Origin of the sequence: Pseudomonas sp. RC10-4-2 (genome assembly GCF_050433085.1) — a bacterium.
Classification (GTDB): Bacteria; Pseudomonadota; Gammaproteobacteria; order Pseudomonadales; family Pseudomonadaceae; genus Pseudomonas; species Pseudomonas aeruginosa.
Genome location: NZ_JBNPXX010000002.1, coordinates 605,752 through 622,012, shown reverse-complemented (window position 1 = coordinate 622,012; position 16,261 = coordinate 605,752). Strand labels below are relative to the sequence as shown.

General features: G+C 67.4%; 13 protein-coding genes. 9 read left to right on the top strand and 4 right to left on the bottom strand.

Annotated features, from left to right (window positions below):
- The first annotated feature begins 122 nt into the window (after nt 1-122).
- Nucleotides 123-1,277, top strand: a complete 1,155-nt coding sequence (locus FHW81_RS10760; RefSeq protein WP_003112330.1) for a DUF1624 domain-containing protein — start codon at nt 123-125, stop codon at nt 1,275-1,277.
- A 252-nt stretch (nt 1,278-1,529) separates the two neighbouring features.
- Here the strand turns inward: FHW81_RS10760 and speA are convergent, their stop codons facing one another.
- From speA to FHW81_RS10740, 4 genes are all read right to left on the bottom strand, one after another.
- On the bottom strand, nt 1,530-3,440 hold the full coding sequence (gene speA / locus FHW81_RS10755) for an arginine decarboxylase (RefSeq protein ID WP_003095365.1): 1,911 nt from the start codon (nt 3,438-3,440) through the stop codon (nt 1,530-1,532).
- Between the two features lie 250 nt (nt 3,441-3,690).
- Nucleotides 3,691-4,062, bottom strand: a complete 372-nt coding sequence (locus tag FHW81_RS10750; RefSeq protein WP_003106225.1) for a translation initiation factor Sui1 — start codon at nt 4,060-4,062, stop codon at nt 3,691-3,693.
- A 203-nt stretch (nt 4,063-4,265) separates the two neighbouring features.
- Nucleotides 4,266-4,802 (bottom strand): NUDIX hydrolase, encoded by a 537-nt coding sequence (locus tag FHW81_RS10745; RefSeq protein WP_003095369.1) that lies wholly within the window; start codon nt 4,800-4,802, stop codon nt 4,266-4,268.
- A gap of 3 nt (nt 4,803-4,805) precedes the next feature.
- On the bottom strand, nt 4,806-5,876 hold the full coding sequence (locus FHW81_RS10740; RefSeq protein ID WP_003095371.1) for a DUF2333 family protein: 1,071 nt from the start codon (nt 5,874-5,876) through the stop codon (nt 4,806-4,808).
- Nucleotides 5,877-6,228: 352 nt separating this feature from the next.
- Between FHW81_RS10740 and gcbA the strand changes: the two genes are divergently transcribed.
- The 8 genes from gcbA to prmA all read left to right on the top strand — a co-directional run bounded on the left by gcbA (nt 6,229) and on the right by prmA (nt 16,233).
- Nucleotides 6,229-7,857 carry a diguanylate cyclase GcbA gene (gene gcbA, locus FHW81_RS10735; protein ID WP_003106227.1) on the top strand — a complete coding sequence of 543 codons (1,629 nt, stop codon included), beginning with the start codon at nt 6,229-6,231 and terminating at the stop codon, nt 7,855-7,857.
- Between the two features lie 77 nt (nt 7,858-7,934).
- Entirely contained in the window at nt 7,935-9,908 is a 1,974-nt protein-coding gene (gene ctpL / locus FHW81_RS10730) for a methyl-accepting chemotaxis protein CtpL (RefSeq protein ID WP_033980756.1), read from the top strand.
- Nucleotides 9,909-10,067: 159 nt separating this feature from the next.
- Nucleotides 10,068-11,843 carry a protein-disulfide reductase DsbD gene (locus tag FHW81_RS10725; RefSeq protein WP_429478605.1) on the top strand — a complete coding sequence of 592 codons (1,776 nt, stop codon included), beginning with the start codon at nt 10,068-10,070 and terminating at the stop codon, nt 11,841-11,843.
- A 143-nt stretch (nt 11,844-11,986) separates the two neighbouring features.
- Entirely contained in the window at nt 11,987-12,430 is a 444-nt protein-coding gene (gene aroQ / locus FHW81_RS10720; RefSeq protein WP_003095385.1) for a type II 3-dehydroquinate dehydratase, read from the top strand.
- A gap of 23 nt (nt 12,431-12,453) precedes the next feature.
- On the top strand, nt 12,454-12,924 hold the full coding sequence (gene accB / locus FHW81_RS10715; protein ID WP_003110495.1) for an acetyl-CoA carboxylase biotin carboxyl carrier protein: 471 nt from the start codon (nt 12,454-12,456) through the stop codon (nt 12,922-12,924).
- Between the two features lie 17 nt (nt 12,925-12,941).
- Nucleotides 12,942-14,291 (top strand): acetyl-CoA carboxylase biotin carboxylase subunit, encoded by a 1,350-nt coding sequence (gene accC / locus FHW81_RS10710; RefSeq protein WP_003095391.1) that lies wholly within the window; start codon nt 12,942-12,944, stop codon nt 14,289-14,291.
- A 110-nt stretch (nt 14,292-14,401) separates the two neighbouring features.
- Nucleotides 14,402-15,268 (top strand): EI24 domain-containing protein, encoded by an 867-nt coding sequence (locus FHW81_RS10705; RefSeq protein WP_004347772.1) that lies wholly within the window; start codon nt 14,402-14,404, stop codon nt 15,266-15,268.
- Nucleotides 15,269-15,348: 80 nt separating this feature from the next.
- Nucleotides 15,349-16,233: a 50S ribosomal protein L11 methyltransferase gene (gene prmA / locus FHW81_RS10700; RefSeq protein ID WP_003107506.1), complete on the top strand. Its 885-nt coding sequence runs from the start codon at nt 15,349-15,351 to the stop codon at nt 16,231-16,233.
- Nucleotides 16,234-16,261: the final 28 nt, after the last annotated feature.

Here is a 16,261-nt window from a genome sequence, read left to right as displayed (position 1 = left end):
GAAATGATATACTATAACGCTACCAGTTCGATTCCGGCCTCGCAATACAATGCCCGGCTCTATCTCGCGTCTCGCCGCCAGGCTGTGATACTCATCCCTCTTTTCCGACGACCAGCCCAGACATGCCCAACTCCATCTCCAATTCCTCCCGCCTGCACAGCATCGACGCCCTGCGCGGCCTGGTGATGCTGTTCATGCTGCTCGACCATGTCCGCGAGACCTTTTTCCTGCACCGCCAGGTCGGCGACCCGATGGACGTCGCCAGCACCGAGCCGGCGCTGTTCCTCAGCCGCACCCTGGCGCACCTGTGCGCGCCGGTGTTCGTCTTCCTCACCGGCCTGTCGGCATTCCTCTACGGCGAGAAGCACCAGGGACGCCGGGCGGTCTCGGCGTTCCTGTTCAAGCGCGGGTTGTTCCTGGTGGCGCTGGAACTGACCCTGGTGAACTTCGCCTGGACCTTCCAGTTGCCGCCGACGGTGATCTACCTCCAGGTGATCTGGGCGATCGGCCTGAGCATGCTCGCCCTGGCCGCCCTGCTCTGGTTGCCGCGCCCTCTGCTCGCGGCGCTCGGCGTGCTGCTGGTGGCCGGCCACAACCTGCTCGATCCGCTGCATTTCGCTCCCGGCTCGGCCTGGCACCTGCCGTGGGCGGTGCTCCACGACCGCGGCTGGATCGAAGCGGGCGACGCCCTGCGCCTGCGCACCTCCTACCCCCTGCTGCCGTGGATCGGTGTGATCGCCCTGGGCTATGCCGCAGGCAACTGGTTCAGCGGCGCCACGCCGGCAACCACGCGCCGACGCTACCTCCTGGCGGGCGGTGGCGGGCTGCTGCTCGGCTTCATCCTGCTGCGCCTGCTCAACGGCTATGGCGAGAAACCCTGGGCCTTCGGCGAGACGCCGGCGATCACCCTGATGGGCTTCTTCAACGTCACCAAGTATCCGCCGTCGCTGCTGTTCCTCGCCCTCACCCTGGGAATCGGCCTGCTGCTCCTGGCCTGGTTCGAACGCCTGGACTGGAGCGGTCGCGGCAAGGCCCTGGTGGCGTTCGGCGGAGCGCCGATGTTCTTCTACCTGCTGCATCTCTACCTACTGAAGCTGCTGTACCTGCTGGCGCTGGCGATCTGGGGCGCCAACCGGGGCGACTACTTCGGTTTCTCCTCGGTGCCGGCGCTATGGCTGTGCAGCATCCTGCTGGCCGTGGCGCTGTACCCGGCGGTGCACTGGTTCGCCGGTTTCAAGGCGCGGCGGCGGGATATCGCCTGGTTGAAGTACTTCTGAGGCGCGGAGCATCCAGGAGCCGCTGAAAAAGTCCGGCCCTTCCCCCCACGGGTAGGACGAATGACGCGAAGCGTTATCCGCCGGACACAGCAGGCAACCACGCCGACGTCCACCGCCGGCAGGGAAGCGGAAATGAAGGGGTTGCGCGGAATTCCCACATAACGAGCAGGATCTGAAACGAAATGGCCGGCGGGCGCCTCGCGCCAGCCGGCCATTGCCTGGTTCGCTTCCCGTCGCCGACGGGCTAGCCAGTCAGGACAGGTACGCCGAGCGGGTCAGCCCCAGGCGCAGCGCATCCAGGTACTGGTTGCGCTCGCGGGCGGTGAGCTTGGCCCCGGCGACCTTGTCGCGGTAGAGGGTCATCAGTTCCTCCGGCGACAGGTGCACGTAGCGCAGCATGTCCTCGATGGTGTCGTGGGTCTCGATGCCGGCGTGATAGATGCCGCCGTCTGCGCGCTGGTAGACGTTCACCGAGTCGGTGTCGCCGAACAGGTTGTGCATGTCGCCGAGGATCTCCTGGTAGGCGCCGACCAGGAACACCCCGATCAGGTAGTCCTCGCCCTCCTTCACCTCGTGCACCGGCAGGCTGGTCTCGATGCTCTGCTCGTCGACGTACTGGGTGATCTTGCCGTCGGAGTCGCAGGTCAGGTCCTGCAGTACCGCGCGCCGATCCGGCTCCTCGCCCAGGCGGTGCAGCGGCAGGATCGGCAGCACCTGGCCGATGGCCCAGGTATCCGGCAGGCTCTGGAACACCGAGAAGTTGCAGATGTACTTGTCGGCGAGCTTGTCGTTGAGTTCGTCGAGGACCTGCCGGTGGGAGCGCTGGCGGGCCTTGAGCTGGTTGTGCAGGCGCCGGCAGATAGCGAAGTAGCACTGCTCGGCGAGGGCTTTCTGCGCCAGGCTGATCTTGCCGTCGGCATACTGCGCGGCGGCGTCGCCGATGTAGTGGGTGGCGCGCCAGTAGGTCTCGGTGACCATCTCGGCATCGGTCGGGCCGAGCAGTTCGGCCAGCCAGCGGACGATCTCCGGCTGCTCGTCGAGATCGACGATCTTCGGCACGTCGTCGTTGTGCCGCTCGACGTCGGTGACCTGGGTGATCAGCACCGCATGGTGCGCGGTCAGCGCCCGGCCGCTCTCCGAGAAGATGTGCGGATGCGGCAGGCCCTGGGCGTCGCAGAACTCCTTGAGCATGCCGACCACCACGCCGGCATAGTCATCGATGTCGTAGTTGATCGAGCTGGCGTTGCGCGAATGGGTGCCGTCGTAGTCGACGCCGAGGCCGCCGCCAACGTCGATGTGATCCACCGGCAGGCCGAGCGCGCGCAGCTCACCGTAGTAGCGGATGGCTTCCTTGAAGCCGTGCTGGTAGTCGGCCAGGTTGGCGATCTGCGAGCCCATGTGGAAATGCAGCAGGCGCACGCCCTGGTCGAGACCGGCCTGGCGGAAGCGCTCGACCACCGACAGCAGCTGGGCGGCGGAAAGGCCGAACTTGGCCTTCTCGCCACCGGTATCTGCCCACTTCGACGAAGCCAGCGAGGACAGCCGCACGCGCAGGCCGACCTGGGGCTGCACGCCGACGTTGGCGGCCTCCTCGATCACCAGCTGCACCTCGGATTCCTTCTCGATCACGATGAACACGTTGTGCCCGAGCTTCTGCCCCATCAGCGCCAGCTTGATGAACTCGCGGTCCTTGTAGCCGTTGCAGACGATGGTGCCGCCCTTCGGGGCCAGCGCCAGCACCGCCATGAGTTCCGGCTTGGAGCCTGCCTCCAGGCCGATGGAGACGTTCTCGGTGGCGATGATGTTCTCCACCACCGCTTCCTGCTGGTTGACCTTGATCGGATACAGCGCGGTATAGCGGCTCTGGTATTCGAGGCGCTCGATGTTCGCGTCGAAGGCGCCGGTGAGCTTGCGCACGCGGTCCTGCAGGATATCCGGGAAGCGCACCAGCAGCGGCAGGCTCAGGCCCGCCTCGCGCAACTGGCCGACCAGCTCGTAGAGATCGATGGGCGTCGAGTCGGCGCCCTGCGGACGCACTTCGACATTGCCGCCATCGTTGATGGCGAAATAACCCGCACCCCAGTGGCGGATGCCGTATACGCCGCGGCTGTCGGCCACGGTCCAGTTGCTGCCATCGTCTTTGCGAGTCCGTCGAGCGGCCATGCGCGGTGATCTCCTCAATGTTCGGGGTCGGGCGGGCGCCGGGATCTCCGGATGGCCCTGGGCCGGCACGCCTGTGGTGGAGGCTAGCCGGAGGATGTGACGTTGCCGTGTTGACCGCCACACTGGGCGGTAGTTTAGGAAAGCCGAGGAAATCCGCTCATGCGGGTATCCGCAGTCTCCCATCTAGGGAAAGGGCTGGTGCGGCCTTCGCGGTGCCGGACCTGCCCGCTCTCTGCAGGGGAGAACGCGGTCAGCCGCCGGACTTCTTCGCCTTGAAACCGCGCTTGAGGAGTTCGTCGATCAGCAGTTCGACATGCTCGCCCTGGATCTCCACCACGCCGTCCTTGAGACTGCCGCCGGTGCCGCAGCGCCGCTTCAGCGCGCTGGCCAGCTCCTTGAGCGCATCGCCGGCGAGCGGCAGGCCACTGATGGTGGTCACCGTCTTGCCGCCGCGGCCCTTGGTCTCGCGGCGCACGCGCGCGATCCCGTCGCCGACAGGCGCTACGGCCTGCCCGCAGATGCAGGCGTCTTTGGGTTGCTGGCAGTCCGGGCAATGCCGGCCGCCATCCGTGGAATACACCAGCCCGCCGAGGGCGGACAGGGACGAAGCTTTTTTGACCACCGGGCGTTTCCCCCAGAATGGCCTCGACGGGCCAGGTCAATAACGATGGCCGGCGGGAGCCGACCGCGACGCCCCACTCAGGCAGGGGCTGCGCAGGGGCGGCATGGGGACCGCCCGAAAAGGTCGCGCAATTTAGCAGCATTGCGAGCAAATGCTAAGAGCGAAAATGCGCCATTGATCGGTGAAATGGCGACATCCGCGGCTCAAGCATCCAGGTACAGGCGCAACGCCTGCAGGGAATCGGGGCAGTACGGCAGGCTGCGAGCCTCTTCCAGCGCCAGTTCGGGACGGATGAAGCGGGCTTCGGAGATTTCCTCCGCCTGCAGACGCAAGGGCGCATCGGAGACGGCGGAAAACACCGCGCACCAGAGCCGGTTGCCCGGTTCGTCGAAGAAGAAGCGGCCATGTTCGCGCAGAACCGCGTCGCGGATTCCCAGCTCTTCCTCCAGTTCGCGGGCGGCGGAGTCGGCGTAGGGCTCGCCGGCCTGGACCATGCCGCCGGCGGCGAGGTCCCAGTACCCCGGATAGACCGCCTTGCTCAGGGTCCGGCGCTGCACGCACAGCTCGCCGGCGGAGTTGAACAGCAGGATGAAGGTGCCGCGACCGATCAGCCCGCGCTCGCGCAGCTCCGCGCGCGGCAGGCTACCGAGCGGGCGGTCCTGCTCGTCGACCCAGGCGATGAGTTCGGCGTCGGAGGCGGCCCGGTGGGCCACCTCTTCGGCGCTGATCGGCGCGGCCATGGGTCAGCCCTGGGAAAGCAGCTGGCGCAGGTCGATCACCGCGGCGTTGGCGCGGGAAATGTAGTTGGCCATCACCAGCGAGTGGTTGGCCAGGATGCCGTAGCCGCTGCCGTTCAGCACCATCGGGCTCCACAGCGGCTCCTGCGCGGCCTCCAGCTCGCGGATGATCTGCCGCACGCTGACCGTGGCGTTCTTCTTCGCCAGCACGTCGGCGAAGTCGACCTCGATGGCGCGCAGCAGGTGCGACAGCGCCCAGGCCTGGCCACGGGCCTCGTAGAAGACGTTGTCGATCTGCAGCCAGGGGGTTTCCTGGACCACTTCTTCGACCTTGGGCGCCTCGCCCGGCTGTACCTCTTCGGGGTTCTTGATGTTGGTGTTCAGCTTGACCCGGCCGACACTCGCCGACAGGCGCTGGGACAGCGAGCCCAGGCGGGTAGCGACGTCGCCCAGCCAGTTGTTCAGGTTGTCGGCGCGGGCATAGAACTGCGCGTTGGGCTGGTTCGGGTCGGACAGGCGGGCCAGGTAGCGGTCCAGCGACTTGATGCCTTCCTGGTACTCCGACTCGGACGCCGGCAGCGCCCAGCTCTTGTTGTCGAAGTTGAAACGCGGCTCGGCGCGAGCCAGGTCGGCGTCCTCGGTGGACTGCGACTGCGAACGGGCGAAATCCTTGCGCAGCGCCCGGCTGATGTCGCGCACCTGGACCAGCACGCCATACTCCCAGCTGGGCATGTTGTCCATCCAGATGCCCGGCGGGAAGATGTCGTTGGAGATGTAGCCGCCCGGCTTGGTCAGCAGGGTGTCGACCACTTCCTTGAGGGTCTCCACCGTGGTGTAGCCGGTGACCATCTGCCGCCCGGCGCGCTCGGCGGCGGCCTGGGCGTCCTGCTGCACGGGGAACAGGTCGGGTTCCTGGCTCCAGTACCAGCCGACCAGCATCGCCACCAGCAGGTAGACGCCCAGCAGGCCTCCCACCACGCGCACCAGCCAGGGGCCGCCGAAGTAGGTACGCACATCATCCACGGAATTGTCCACGCGATCGCGCATGGTCCCACGACGCTTCTTCCAGTCCAGCATGGCAAGGGTCCTTAAAACAGCTCGATAGATGGGGGATTGGACCATGGCGAACGCGTTCCGTGCCAAGCGCCAACCCTTCCAGGACGCCGAAAACCTCGGCATCGTCGGCTTTCAGCGTAGTGGAAGCCGGTTTTGTGCCGGAATGCTCAGTGAGAATTTTCCGAAACAGGCATAAGCATGCCGTAGTCCGTCGCACAAAGGCACCCACCAACAGGTGGGGATGACATTTGGAAAAGAAAAGGCTCCTCTCGTCAGCCGCCCAACGGCCGCTGGCTTTCATGGCGATAGGTGATAGCATAGAGCCATCATTCGCAGCGACGCTCTGCCGCGAAGACCACGAAAGAAGCGCGTCATGATGACCGAGCACGATGACCCGACCCTGGACCGCCTGAAGCACCACTTCGCCCAGCGAGTGATCAACCAGGCGCGCCAGGTTCTGGAGGTCTGGCAACGCCTGACCCGCGCGGAGTGGAACAGCGACGGCATGGAAGAACTGGCCGACGCCACCCTGCGCCTGCAGCGCTACGCCGAACGCTTCGAGCAAGCCGAGCATGCCCAACTGGCCGGTGCCATCGACCGTACCCTGGACGTCGTCGAGGCCAACCGCGGCCGGCTTTCCAGCGAGTCGATCAGCGAACTCAACCAGTTGATGCAGCGCCTGTCGCGCACCGGCCTGCGGCATGGCGACCAGCTCGAGCACACCGTCCTGCCGCCATTGCGCAAACCGGTCTACCTAGCACTGAAGGACCGCGAACGCGCCGAGCGTCTGGCCCAGCAACTGGAGTTCTTCGGTCTGCAGGCGCTGAGCTGCGAGACCGCCGACGCCTTCCGCGCCAGCATGCGCGAACGCTACCCGGCGGCGATCGTCATGGAAGTCGACTTCGCCGGCCCCGACATGGGCCTGCGACTGGCCAGCGAGGCCCAGGCCGGCCTCGAACACAAGCTGCCGGTGCTGTTCTTCAGCGACAGCGAGACCGACACCCCGACCCGCCTGGCTGCAGCCCGCGCCGGCGGCCAGGAATTCTTCACCGGCACCCTGGACGCCTCCAGCGTGCTGGAAAAGATCGAGACCCTCAGCCGCCTGAGCTTCTACGAACCCTACCGGGTACTGATCGTCGACGACTCCCGGGCCCAGGCGCTGCACACCGAGATGGTCCTCAACAGCGCCGGGATCATCACCCGCGCGCTCACCGAGCCGCTGTCGGTGATGGCCGAGCTGAGCGACTTCCAGCCCGACCTGATCATCCTCGACATGTACATGCCCGAGTGCCTGGGCACCGAGTTGGCCAAGGTGATCCGCCAGCACGAACGCCACGTCAGCGTGCCGATCATCTACCTGTCCGCCGAGGACGACCTGGACAAGCAGCTGGACGCCATGAGCGAAGGCGGCGACGACTTCCTCACCAAGCCGATCCGCCCGCGCCACCTGATCGCCACCGTGCGCACCCGCGCCAGCCGCGCGCGCAGCCTGAAGGCGCGGATGGTGCGCGACAGCCTGACCGGCCTGTACAACCACACCCATACCCTGCAACTGCTCGAGGACGCCCGCCTGCGCGCGCGTCGCGATGGCCGTCCGCTGAGCTTCGCGATGCTCGACATCGACCACTTCAAGCAGGTCAACGACCGTTTCGGCCACCCCATGGGCGACCGGGTGATCAAGGGCCTGGCGCTGTTTCTCAAGCAGCGCCTGCGCAAGACCGACCACATCGGCCGCTATGGCGGCGAGGAGTTCGCCGTGGTCCTTCCGGACACCGATCTGGACGCCGCGCGCCTGGTGCTCGACGAGATTCGCCAGCGCTTCGCCGAGATCCACTACCCGGCGCAACCGACCGACCTGCGCTGCACCTTCAGTTGCGGCATCGCCGAGCTGACCCCGGACCTCGATATCAAGAGCATGGCCAAGCAGGCCGACGAAGCGCTGTACCGGGCCAAGCACGGCGGACGCAACCGGATCGAGGTATATCGTCCCGACGCCCGGTAATGGCTCTTTGTCATCACCCGGTAACCAAACGGAAATAACCTGCGGTCTCGCCGCTCCGTAGTCGGACGAGACCCGCCATGCGCCTCAAGCAACTCACCAATCTCAACACCCTGCTCCTGCTCACCGTCTGCCTCGCCCTGGGAATCACCCTGTGGTGGTCGCAACGCGCCATGGAGCGCCCGTTCCAGTTGCTCGACCAGTACCTGGAGCTGTCGCAGCGCTTCGACGAACAGGTCGCGCGCAACGTCCGCCAGTACCTCGGCAGCGGCGACGCCGTACGCCAGCAGGCCGCGCTGCAGGCCCTGGAAAGCCTCACCGAGGCCTTGCCGCAGCTACCGCCGGACCTCGCCCGGACCCTCGCGCCAAGCCTCGCGGAGTTGCACGAATTCAGCGCCGGCGACCTGCTCGCCGCCGGCAAGCTCGCCGGCGACCCGCAGGGCCTGCTGCTACAGGCCGAGCGCGACCTCGCCGGCAACCTGGAACAATGGTCCGCCTACCTGGACGCCGCGACGGAGCAGCCCCAGGCCGGCGCCTACCGCACCCCGCTGCTGCTCGCCAGCCTGCACCTGACCCGCCTCAGCCTGGCCCGCGCCAAGCTGGTGGAAAGCGCCAACCCGGCCCTGGCCGGCGACGTCGAGCGCGAATTGGCCAACCTGCGCGAGCAGGCCGGGCGGATCGAGGCCTTGCCGCTGCTCGGCGTGCTCGACGAGCAACGCTCGGCCAGCGACGACTTCGCCGCCATGATGGGGCTGGCCGGCGACGCCGAGGCTGGCGCCGGCAATGCCGAAGACCGCGGCGTGGCGCTGCGGCGCGAACTCGCCAGCCTGCTGCAACGCTATCCGGACGAGTTGCGCCGCACCCGCGACCTGATCGAGCGTCGCCAGCAACTGTCCGCCGACACCGGCGCCAGACTGGACGCGGTGCGCCAGGCCCTGGCCACCCTGGAACCGCAGGTGCGCGGCGAACGCCAGCGCCTGCAAGGCCAGGTACGCCTGATCCAGGGTGGGATGATCGCCCTGATCCTGCTCATCGCCCTCGCCATCGACAGCCTGCAAAGACGCCTGGCGCGGGTCCTCGGGCAACTGGTGCCGGCGCTCTCGGCCTGGGCCGACGGCGACTTCTCGCGCCCCATATCCCTGCGTACCCGCACCGAGGACCTGCGCAACCTGGAAGATTCGCTGAACCGCCTGCGCAGCTTCCTCGCCGAGCTGGTCGGCGCGATCCACCGCCGCGCCGAACAGGTCGCCGGCAGCAGCCAGACCCTGGCCGAGGTCAGCAGCGGCCTGCACGCCGGGGTCGAGCGCCAGGCCGGCGATACCGGGCAGATCCGCGACGCCCTCGGCGACATGGAAGCGGCGATCCAGCAGGTCGCCGGAGACGCCAGCCAGACCGCCGACGCCAGTCGCAGCGCAGGCCAGGCAGTGGAGCATGGCCAGCGGGTGATCGGCGAGAGCCTGGGCGGCCTGCGCGAGCTGGTCGACGAGGTGCAAGGCAACGCCCAGTCGATCGAGCGCCTGGCCGAGGAGTCGGCGACCATCGGCAGCGTGCTGACGGTGATCCGCTCGATCGCCGAACAGACCAACCTGCTCGCCCTCAATGCCGCCATCGAGGCCGCCCGCGCCGGCGACCAGGGCCGCGGCTTCGCCGTGGTCGCCGAGGAAGTCCGCTCGCTGGCCCAGCGCACCGCCGGCGCCACCGAGGAGATCCAGCAGCTCATCGGCCGCCTGCAACAGGCCGCGCGGCAATCGGTGGAGGCCATGCGCAGCCAGGTCGAGCATGCCGAACGCACCGCCGAACAGGCCGGCGCGGCGGAAGGCGCGCTGGACGAAGTGGTCGCCGCGATCCATACCATCGGCGTGATGGCCGAACGCATCGCCGAAGGCTCGACCCAGCAGAGCCAGGCGGTCGGCGAGATTCGCTCGCACAGCGAACGCATCCACGCCCTGGGCGGGGAAAACCTGCGGCTGATCGGCCATAGCCGCGAACAGGGCGAGCAACTGCGGCAACTGGGCGGCGACCTGCGCACCACGGTGCAGGCCTTCCGCCTGTGACCCTGCGGCGACGTGCCGCAAGGCGCCAGAGGAACCGTCTGGCTTCGGACCGGTCGGATACCGCTCAGCGGAACCGGGGCAGGACCTGATCAGCCGCACGGGGCTCGATCGGGCCCGGCTTTCCGCTATCATTCCGGCTTTTGATCCGACGAGATATCCATGCGCCGCCTGCTGACCCTGATCCTCCTGCTGGTCGCCCTGCCCGCCGGCGCGGGCCTGTTCGACAGCCGTCCCGGCGCCTCCCTCGGCGGCGGCCTCGATGGCGGCGGCTTCCTCAAGGTCGACCAGGCGTTCAAGCCCAGCGTCGAGCGCAGCGACGCGCAGCACGTGCTGCTGCGCTTCGTCAACGCCGAGGGCTACTACCTCTACCGCCACCGCTTCCAGTTCAAGGTCGAGCCAGCCCAGGTCAGCCTCGGCCAGGTGCAGCTGCCAGCGGGCAAGCAGCACCACGACGAGTACTTCGGCGATACCGAGGTCTACTACAACATCGTCGACCTGAAGATTCCCCTGAACAACCCGGCCCGGCAGCCCTATACCCTCGTGGTGACGTACCAGGGCTGCGCCGACAAGGGCCTCTGCTACCCCCCGGAAACCAGGCGCTTCGACATCGACGGCGGTGCCGCGCCGCCAGCCGAGAGCGACGCGGCCGGCAAGGGCCCGCTCGAGCACAAGGGCAAGCGCAGCCTGCTGTTCTTCTTCCTCGCCGGCCTGACCCTGACCTTCACCCCCTGCGTGCTGCCGATGCTGCCGATCCTCTCCGGAGTGGTCCTGCGCGGCCGGCCGGGCGGTGGTCGCGGCTTCGTCCTGTCGCTCGCCTACGTGCTGCCGATGGCGCTCTGCTTCGCCCTGCTCGGCGCGCTGATGGGCATGTTCGGCGCCAGCCTCAATCTCCAGGCGCAATTGCAGTCGCCCTGGGTACTGGTGCCATTCGCGGCGTTCTTCGCGCTGTTCGCCGTGGCCATGTTCGGCTTCTTCGAGCTGCGCCTGCCCGGCTTCATCCGCGAACCGCTCGACCGCCTGGCCGGCGATGCGCGCGGCGGCTCGATCCTCGGCGCCGCCACCCTCGGCGTGCTTTCCAGCCTGCTGGTCTCGCCCTGCGTCTCCGCCCCGCTGGCCGCCTCGCTGCTCTATATCAGCGCCAGCGCCGATGCCTGGGGGGGCGGCCTGCAACTGTTCGCCCTCGGCCTGGGCATGGGTACGCCGCTGGTGGTCTTCGGCGCCGGCGGCGGCGCCCTGCTGCCCAAGAGCGGAGCCTGGATGAATGGCGTGCGCAACGCCTTCGGCGTGCTGTTGCTGGCGGTCGCCGTGTGGCTGCTGGAGCGGGTGGTGTCCGGCCCGGTGGCGCTGATGCTCTGGGGCATGCTCGCCGGCGGCGCCGGCCTGGCCCTGGGCGCCCTCGAATTCACCCCGAAGAGCGCCGCACGCCGCCTGCTGCAACTGCTTGGCCTGATGTTCCTGACCTACGCGGTGGCCGCCTGGATCGGCGCCCTGCAGGGCGAGTCGGACCCGATCCATCCGCTGGGCCGCTCGGTGCCGTCGATCCATGTCGGGCCGCCGAGCACGCCCGGCGAATGGCAGAACCTGACCACCCCGGCGCAGTTGGACGCCGCCCTGGCCGAGGCACGTCAGGCCGGCAAGCCGGTGCTGCTGGACTGGTATGCGGACTGGTGCATCAGTTGCAAGGTCATCGAGCGCCAGGTTCTCACCGATCCCACGGTGCAGGCACGACTGCCGGCCTACCGCCTGCTGCGCTTCGACATCACCGAAAGCAACCCGGCCCAGCGCGGCCTGCTGGACCGCTACAACCTGTTCGGTCCGCCGGCGATTCTGTTCTTCGCCCCGGGCGGTGACGAATGGAGCGACTTGCGCGTCATCGGAGAGATCGACGCCGCCGGGCTCGCCGAACGACTGCGCCGGGCCGCTACCCGGCAGTGACATGCGCTGACATACTTCTGCCGCAATTGCCGGTCAACATGCGGCGATCTACTGCAATCTAACAGTGACTGGACAGTCATACGGAAATTCCGGCATAGTGCCCGCTTGCCGTTTGCAGCCTGTACAGGACAATCAACAAGACAATGGCGACCCTCCTCGTATTGCACGGGCCGAATCTGAACCTGCTGGGCACCCGCGAGCCCGGCACCTACGGTTCGACCACCCTCGGGCAGATCAACCAGGACCTCGAGCGCCGCGCCCGCGAAGCCGGCCACCACCTGCTGCATCTGCAAAGCAACGCCGAATACGAACTGATCGACCGGATCCATGCCGCACGCGACGAAGGCGTGGACTTCATCATCATCAATCCGGCGGCATTCACCCATACCAGCGTCGCGTTACGTGACGCGCTGCTTGCGGTGAGCATCCCATTCATCGAAGTGCACCTGTCGAACGTGCACAAACGTGAACCTTTCCGGCATCACTCCTACTTCTCCGACGTGGCGGTAGGGGTGATCTGCGGTCTCGGCGCCACAGGCTACCGCCTGGCCCTGGAATCCGCCCTTGAACAACTTCAACGCCCCTGACCTCACTGGGAGTGCTAGCGCTAATGGACATTCGTAAAGTCAAGAAACTGATCGAGCTGCTGGAAGAGTCCGGTATCGACGAACTGGAAATCCGCGAAGGCGAAGAGTCGGTACGCATCAGCCGCCACAGCAAGACCGCCGCCCAGCCGGTGTACGCACAGGCTCCGGCCTTCGCCGCTCCGGTCGCCGCGCCGGCGCCGGCAGCCGCCGCTCCGGCCGCCGCTGCCGCGGAAAGCGCCCCGGCCGCGCCGAAGCTGAACGGCAACGTGGTTCGCTCGCCGATGGTCGGCACCTTCTACCGCGCCGCCTCGCCGACCTCGGCCAACTTCGTCGAAGTCGGCCAGAGCGTGAAGAAAGGCGACATCCTGTGCATCGTCGAAGCCATGAAGATGATGAACCACATCGAAGCCGAAGTTAGCGGCACCATCGAGTCGATCCTGGTGGAGAACGGCCAGCCGGTTGAGTTCGACCAGCCGCTGTTCACCATCGTCTAAGCCGCGGGGAACCTGCGATGTTGGAAAAAGTGCTGATCGCCAACCGCGGCGAAATCGCCTTGCGCATCCTTCGCGCATGCAAGGAGCTGGGGATCAAGACGGTGGCGGTACACTCCACCGCCGACCGCGAGTTGATGCACCTGTCGCTCGCCGACGAATCGGTGTGCATCGGTCCGGCCCCGGCCACCCAGTCGTACCTGCAGATCCCGGCGATCATCGCCGCGGCCGAGGTCACCGGCGCCACCGCGATCCACCCCGGCTACGGCTTCCTCGCCGAGAACGCCGACTTCGCCGAGCAGATCGAACGCTCCGGCTTCACCTTCGTCGGCCCGACCGCCGAGGTGATCCGCCTGATGGGCGACAAGGTCTCGGCCAAGGACGCCATGAAGCGCGCCGGCGTCCCCACCGTGCCGGGCTCCGACGGCCCGCTGCCGGAAGATGAAGAAACCGCCCTGGCGATCGCCCGCGAGGTCGGCTACCCGGTGATCATCAAGGCCGCCGGCGGCGGCGGCGGGCGCGGCATGCGCGTGGTCTACGACGAATCCGAGCTGATCAAGTCGGCCAAGCTGACCCGCACCGAGGCCGGCGCGGCGTTCGGCAATCCGATGGTCTACCTGGAGAAGTTCCTGACCAACCCGCGCCACGTGGAAGTCCAGGTGCTTTCCGACGGCCAGGGCAACGCCATCCACCTCGGCGACCGCGACTGCTCCCTGCAGCGCCGCCACCAGAAGGTGATCGAAGAGGCGCCGGCCCCCGGCATCGACGAGAAGGCTCGCCAGGAAGTCTTCGCCCGCTGCGTCCAGGCCTGCATCGAGATCGGCTACCGCGGCGCCGGCACCTTCGAGTTCCTCTACGAGAACGGCCGCTTCTACTTCATCGAGATGAACACTCGCGTGCAGGTGGAGCACCCGGTATCTGAGATGGTCACCGGTGTCGACATCGTCAAGGAGATGCTGCGCATCGCCTCCGGCGAGAAGCTCTCGATCCGCCAGGAGGACGTGGTCATCCGCGGCCATGCGCTGGAATGCCGGATCAACGCCGAAGACCCGAAGACCTTCATGCCCAGCCCGGGCAAGGTCAAGCACTTCCACGCCCCCGGCGGCAACGGCGTGCGCGTCGACTCGCACCTCTACAGCGGCTACAGCGTGCCGCCGAACTACGACTCGCTGGTCGGCAAGGTCATCACCTACGGTGCCGACCGCGACGAGGCGCTGGCGCGGATGCGCAATGCCCTGGACGAGTTGATCGTCGACGGTATCAAGACCAATACCGAACTGCACAAGGACCTGGTGCGCGACGCCGCCTTCTGCAAGGGCGGGGTGAACATCCATTACCTGGAGAAGAAACTGGGTATGGACAAGCACTGATCCGTCAGTCGCTGCGCACAAGGGCTGCCTCCGGGCGGCCCTTGTCGTTTCCGCCTGCCGGCCGCCCCAACGGTGCTATCCTCGTCGCCCCTCCACCACCGGACTCCTGCATGGAACGCATCCGCCGCTGGTACCGCCAATCGCTGGCCGCCGCGACCGAGGCCGCGACCTGCTTCGCCCTGGGTTTCAGGGAAAGCCTGCAACCCGCCGCACTCTTCCGCTCCGCGAGCCTGTGCATTCTCGTCAGCGTGCTGTGCACCTGGCTGTTCGTGCATTTCTTCGAACCGATCATCCGCCTCTGCGGCTGGGCCGCGCTGTACACGGCATTCAGCGTGGCCAACTTCGCCCTGATCCCCAGCGGCTCGCTGATCGAGGCCGGCAGCGGTGGCCCGTACTTCGATCCGCTGGCGGCCTTCAACGGCCTGGCGGGACTGGCGCAACTGGCGTTCTATTTCGTCGGCTATGCCGCGCTGTTCTTCGTCGTCCTGTACGCCGCCAGCATCGTCTTCGGCATCCGCCTGGGCCTGCGCATCGGCCTGCTCGGACAACTGAAGGAACAGGTCCGCCAACGCTACCCGCGACTGGCACCTGCCTCCGGCGAAAGGATCTCGCTGTGGCGTGCCGCCGGCTTCCGCCTGGCACCCTGGCTGGGCGTTTCCGGATCGATCCTGGTCGGCCTGCTGGTTCCGCTCTACAACGGTGTACTCCTGCTGCTGGCGCTGGCCTACCTGAACATCCGCTTCCTGCTGCCCGCCACGCTGGCCGGGCTGGCCGATGCCGGCGAGCAGCTCGCCGTACTTCGTGCTCGCCGCGGCAGCCTGTTGCTGTTCGGCCTGCTGATACTGCTCCTGGCGCTGGTGCCGCTGCTCAACCTGCTGCTGCCGGCGGTGCTCGGCGGCGGTACCTGCCACCTGGCCAATCGCGGCCTGGCGCAACTGCGCGGCGAGGCCACGGCAGAGAGTGGCAGCGCCGGCTAGCCTCAAGTAAGCTTGCGCGGTGGAAAACGGGTCGCCCCTGGGCGGCCCGTTTCGTTTACAGCCGCAACAGAGGTCGCCCCATGCCCTGGTTACAAGTTCGCCTGGCCATCACCCCGGAACAGGCCGAAACCTACGAAGACGCCCTGCTCGAAGTCGGCGCCGTCTCCGTGACCTTCATGGACGCCGAAGACCAGCCGATCTTCGAGCCGGACCTCGGCACCACCCCGCTGTGGTCGCGCACCCACCTGCTGGCGCTGTTCGAAGCGGACACCGACGAGACCGCCCTGCTCGCCCACCTCGCCTTGCTTACCGGCGGCGACCTGCCCGAGCACCATGTCGAGGAAATCGCCGACCAGGATTGGGAACGCAGCTGGATGGACAACTTCCAGCCGATGCGTTTCGGCCGCCGCCTGTGGATCGTGCCGAGCTGGCACGCCGCCCCCGAGCCGGACGCGGTCAACCTGCTGCTCGATCCGGGCCTGGCCTTCGGCACCGGCACCCACCCGACCACCGCGCTGTGCCTGGAATGGCTCGACGGCCAGGAACTGGCCGGCCGGCAGGTGCTCGACTTCGGTTGCGGCTCGGGAATCCTCGCCATCGCCGCGCTGCTGCTCGGCGCCGAACGGGCGGTCGGCACCGACATCGATCCACAGGCCCTGGAAGCCTCGCGCGACAATGCCTCGCGCAACGGTATCGAGCCCGCGCGGTTCCCTGTCTACCTGCCGGCGGACCTGCCGCAGCGACAGGCCGACGTGCTGGTCGCCAATATCCTCGCCGGCCCGCTGGTTTCCCTCGCCCCGCAACTGACCGGCCTGGTACGTCCCGGCGGCCTGCTGGCGCTGTCCGGCATCCTCGCCGAGCAGGCCGCGGAGGTCCGCGCGGCCTACTCCGCACACTTCGATCTCGACCCGACCGCCGAGCGCGAAGGCTGGATCCGCATCAGCGGCCGCCGCCGCGCCGATTGATGGCGCGCCGCCAGCCACCACTGATCCC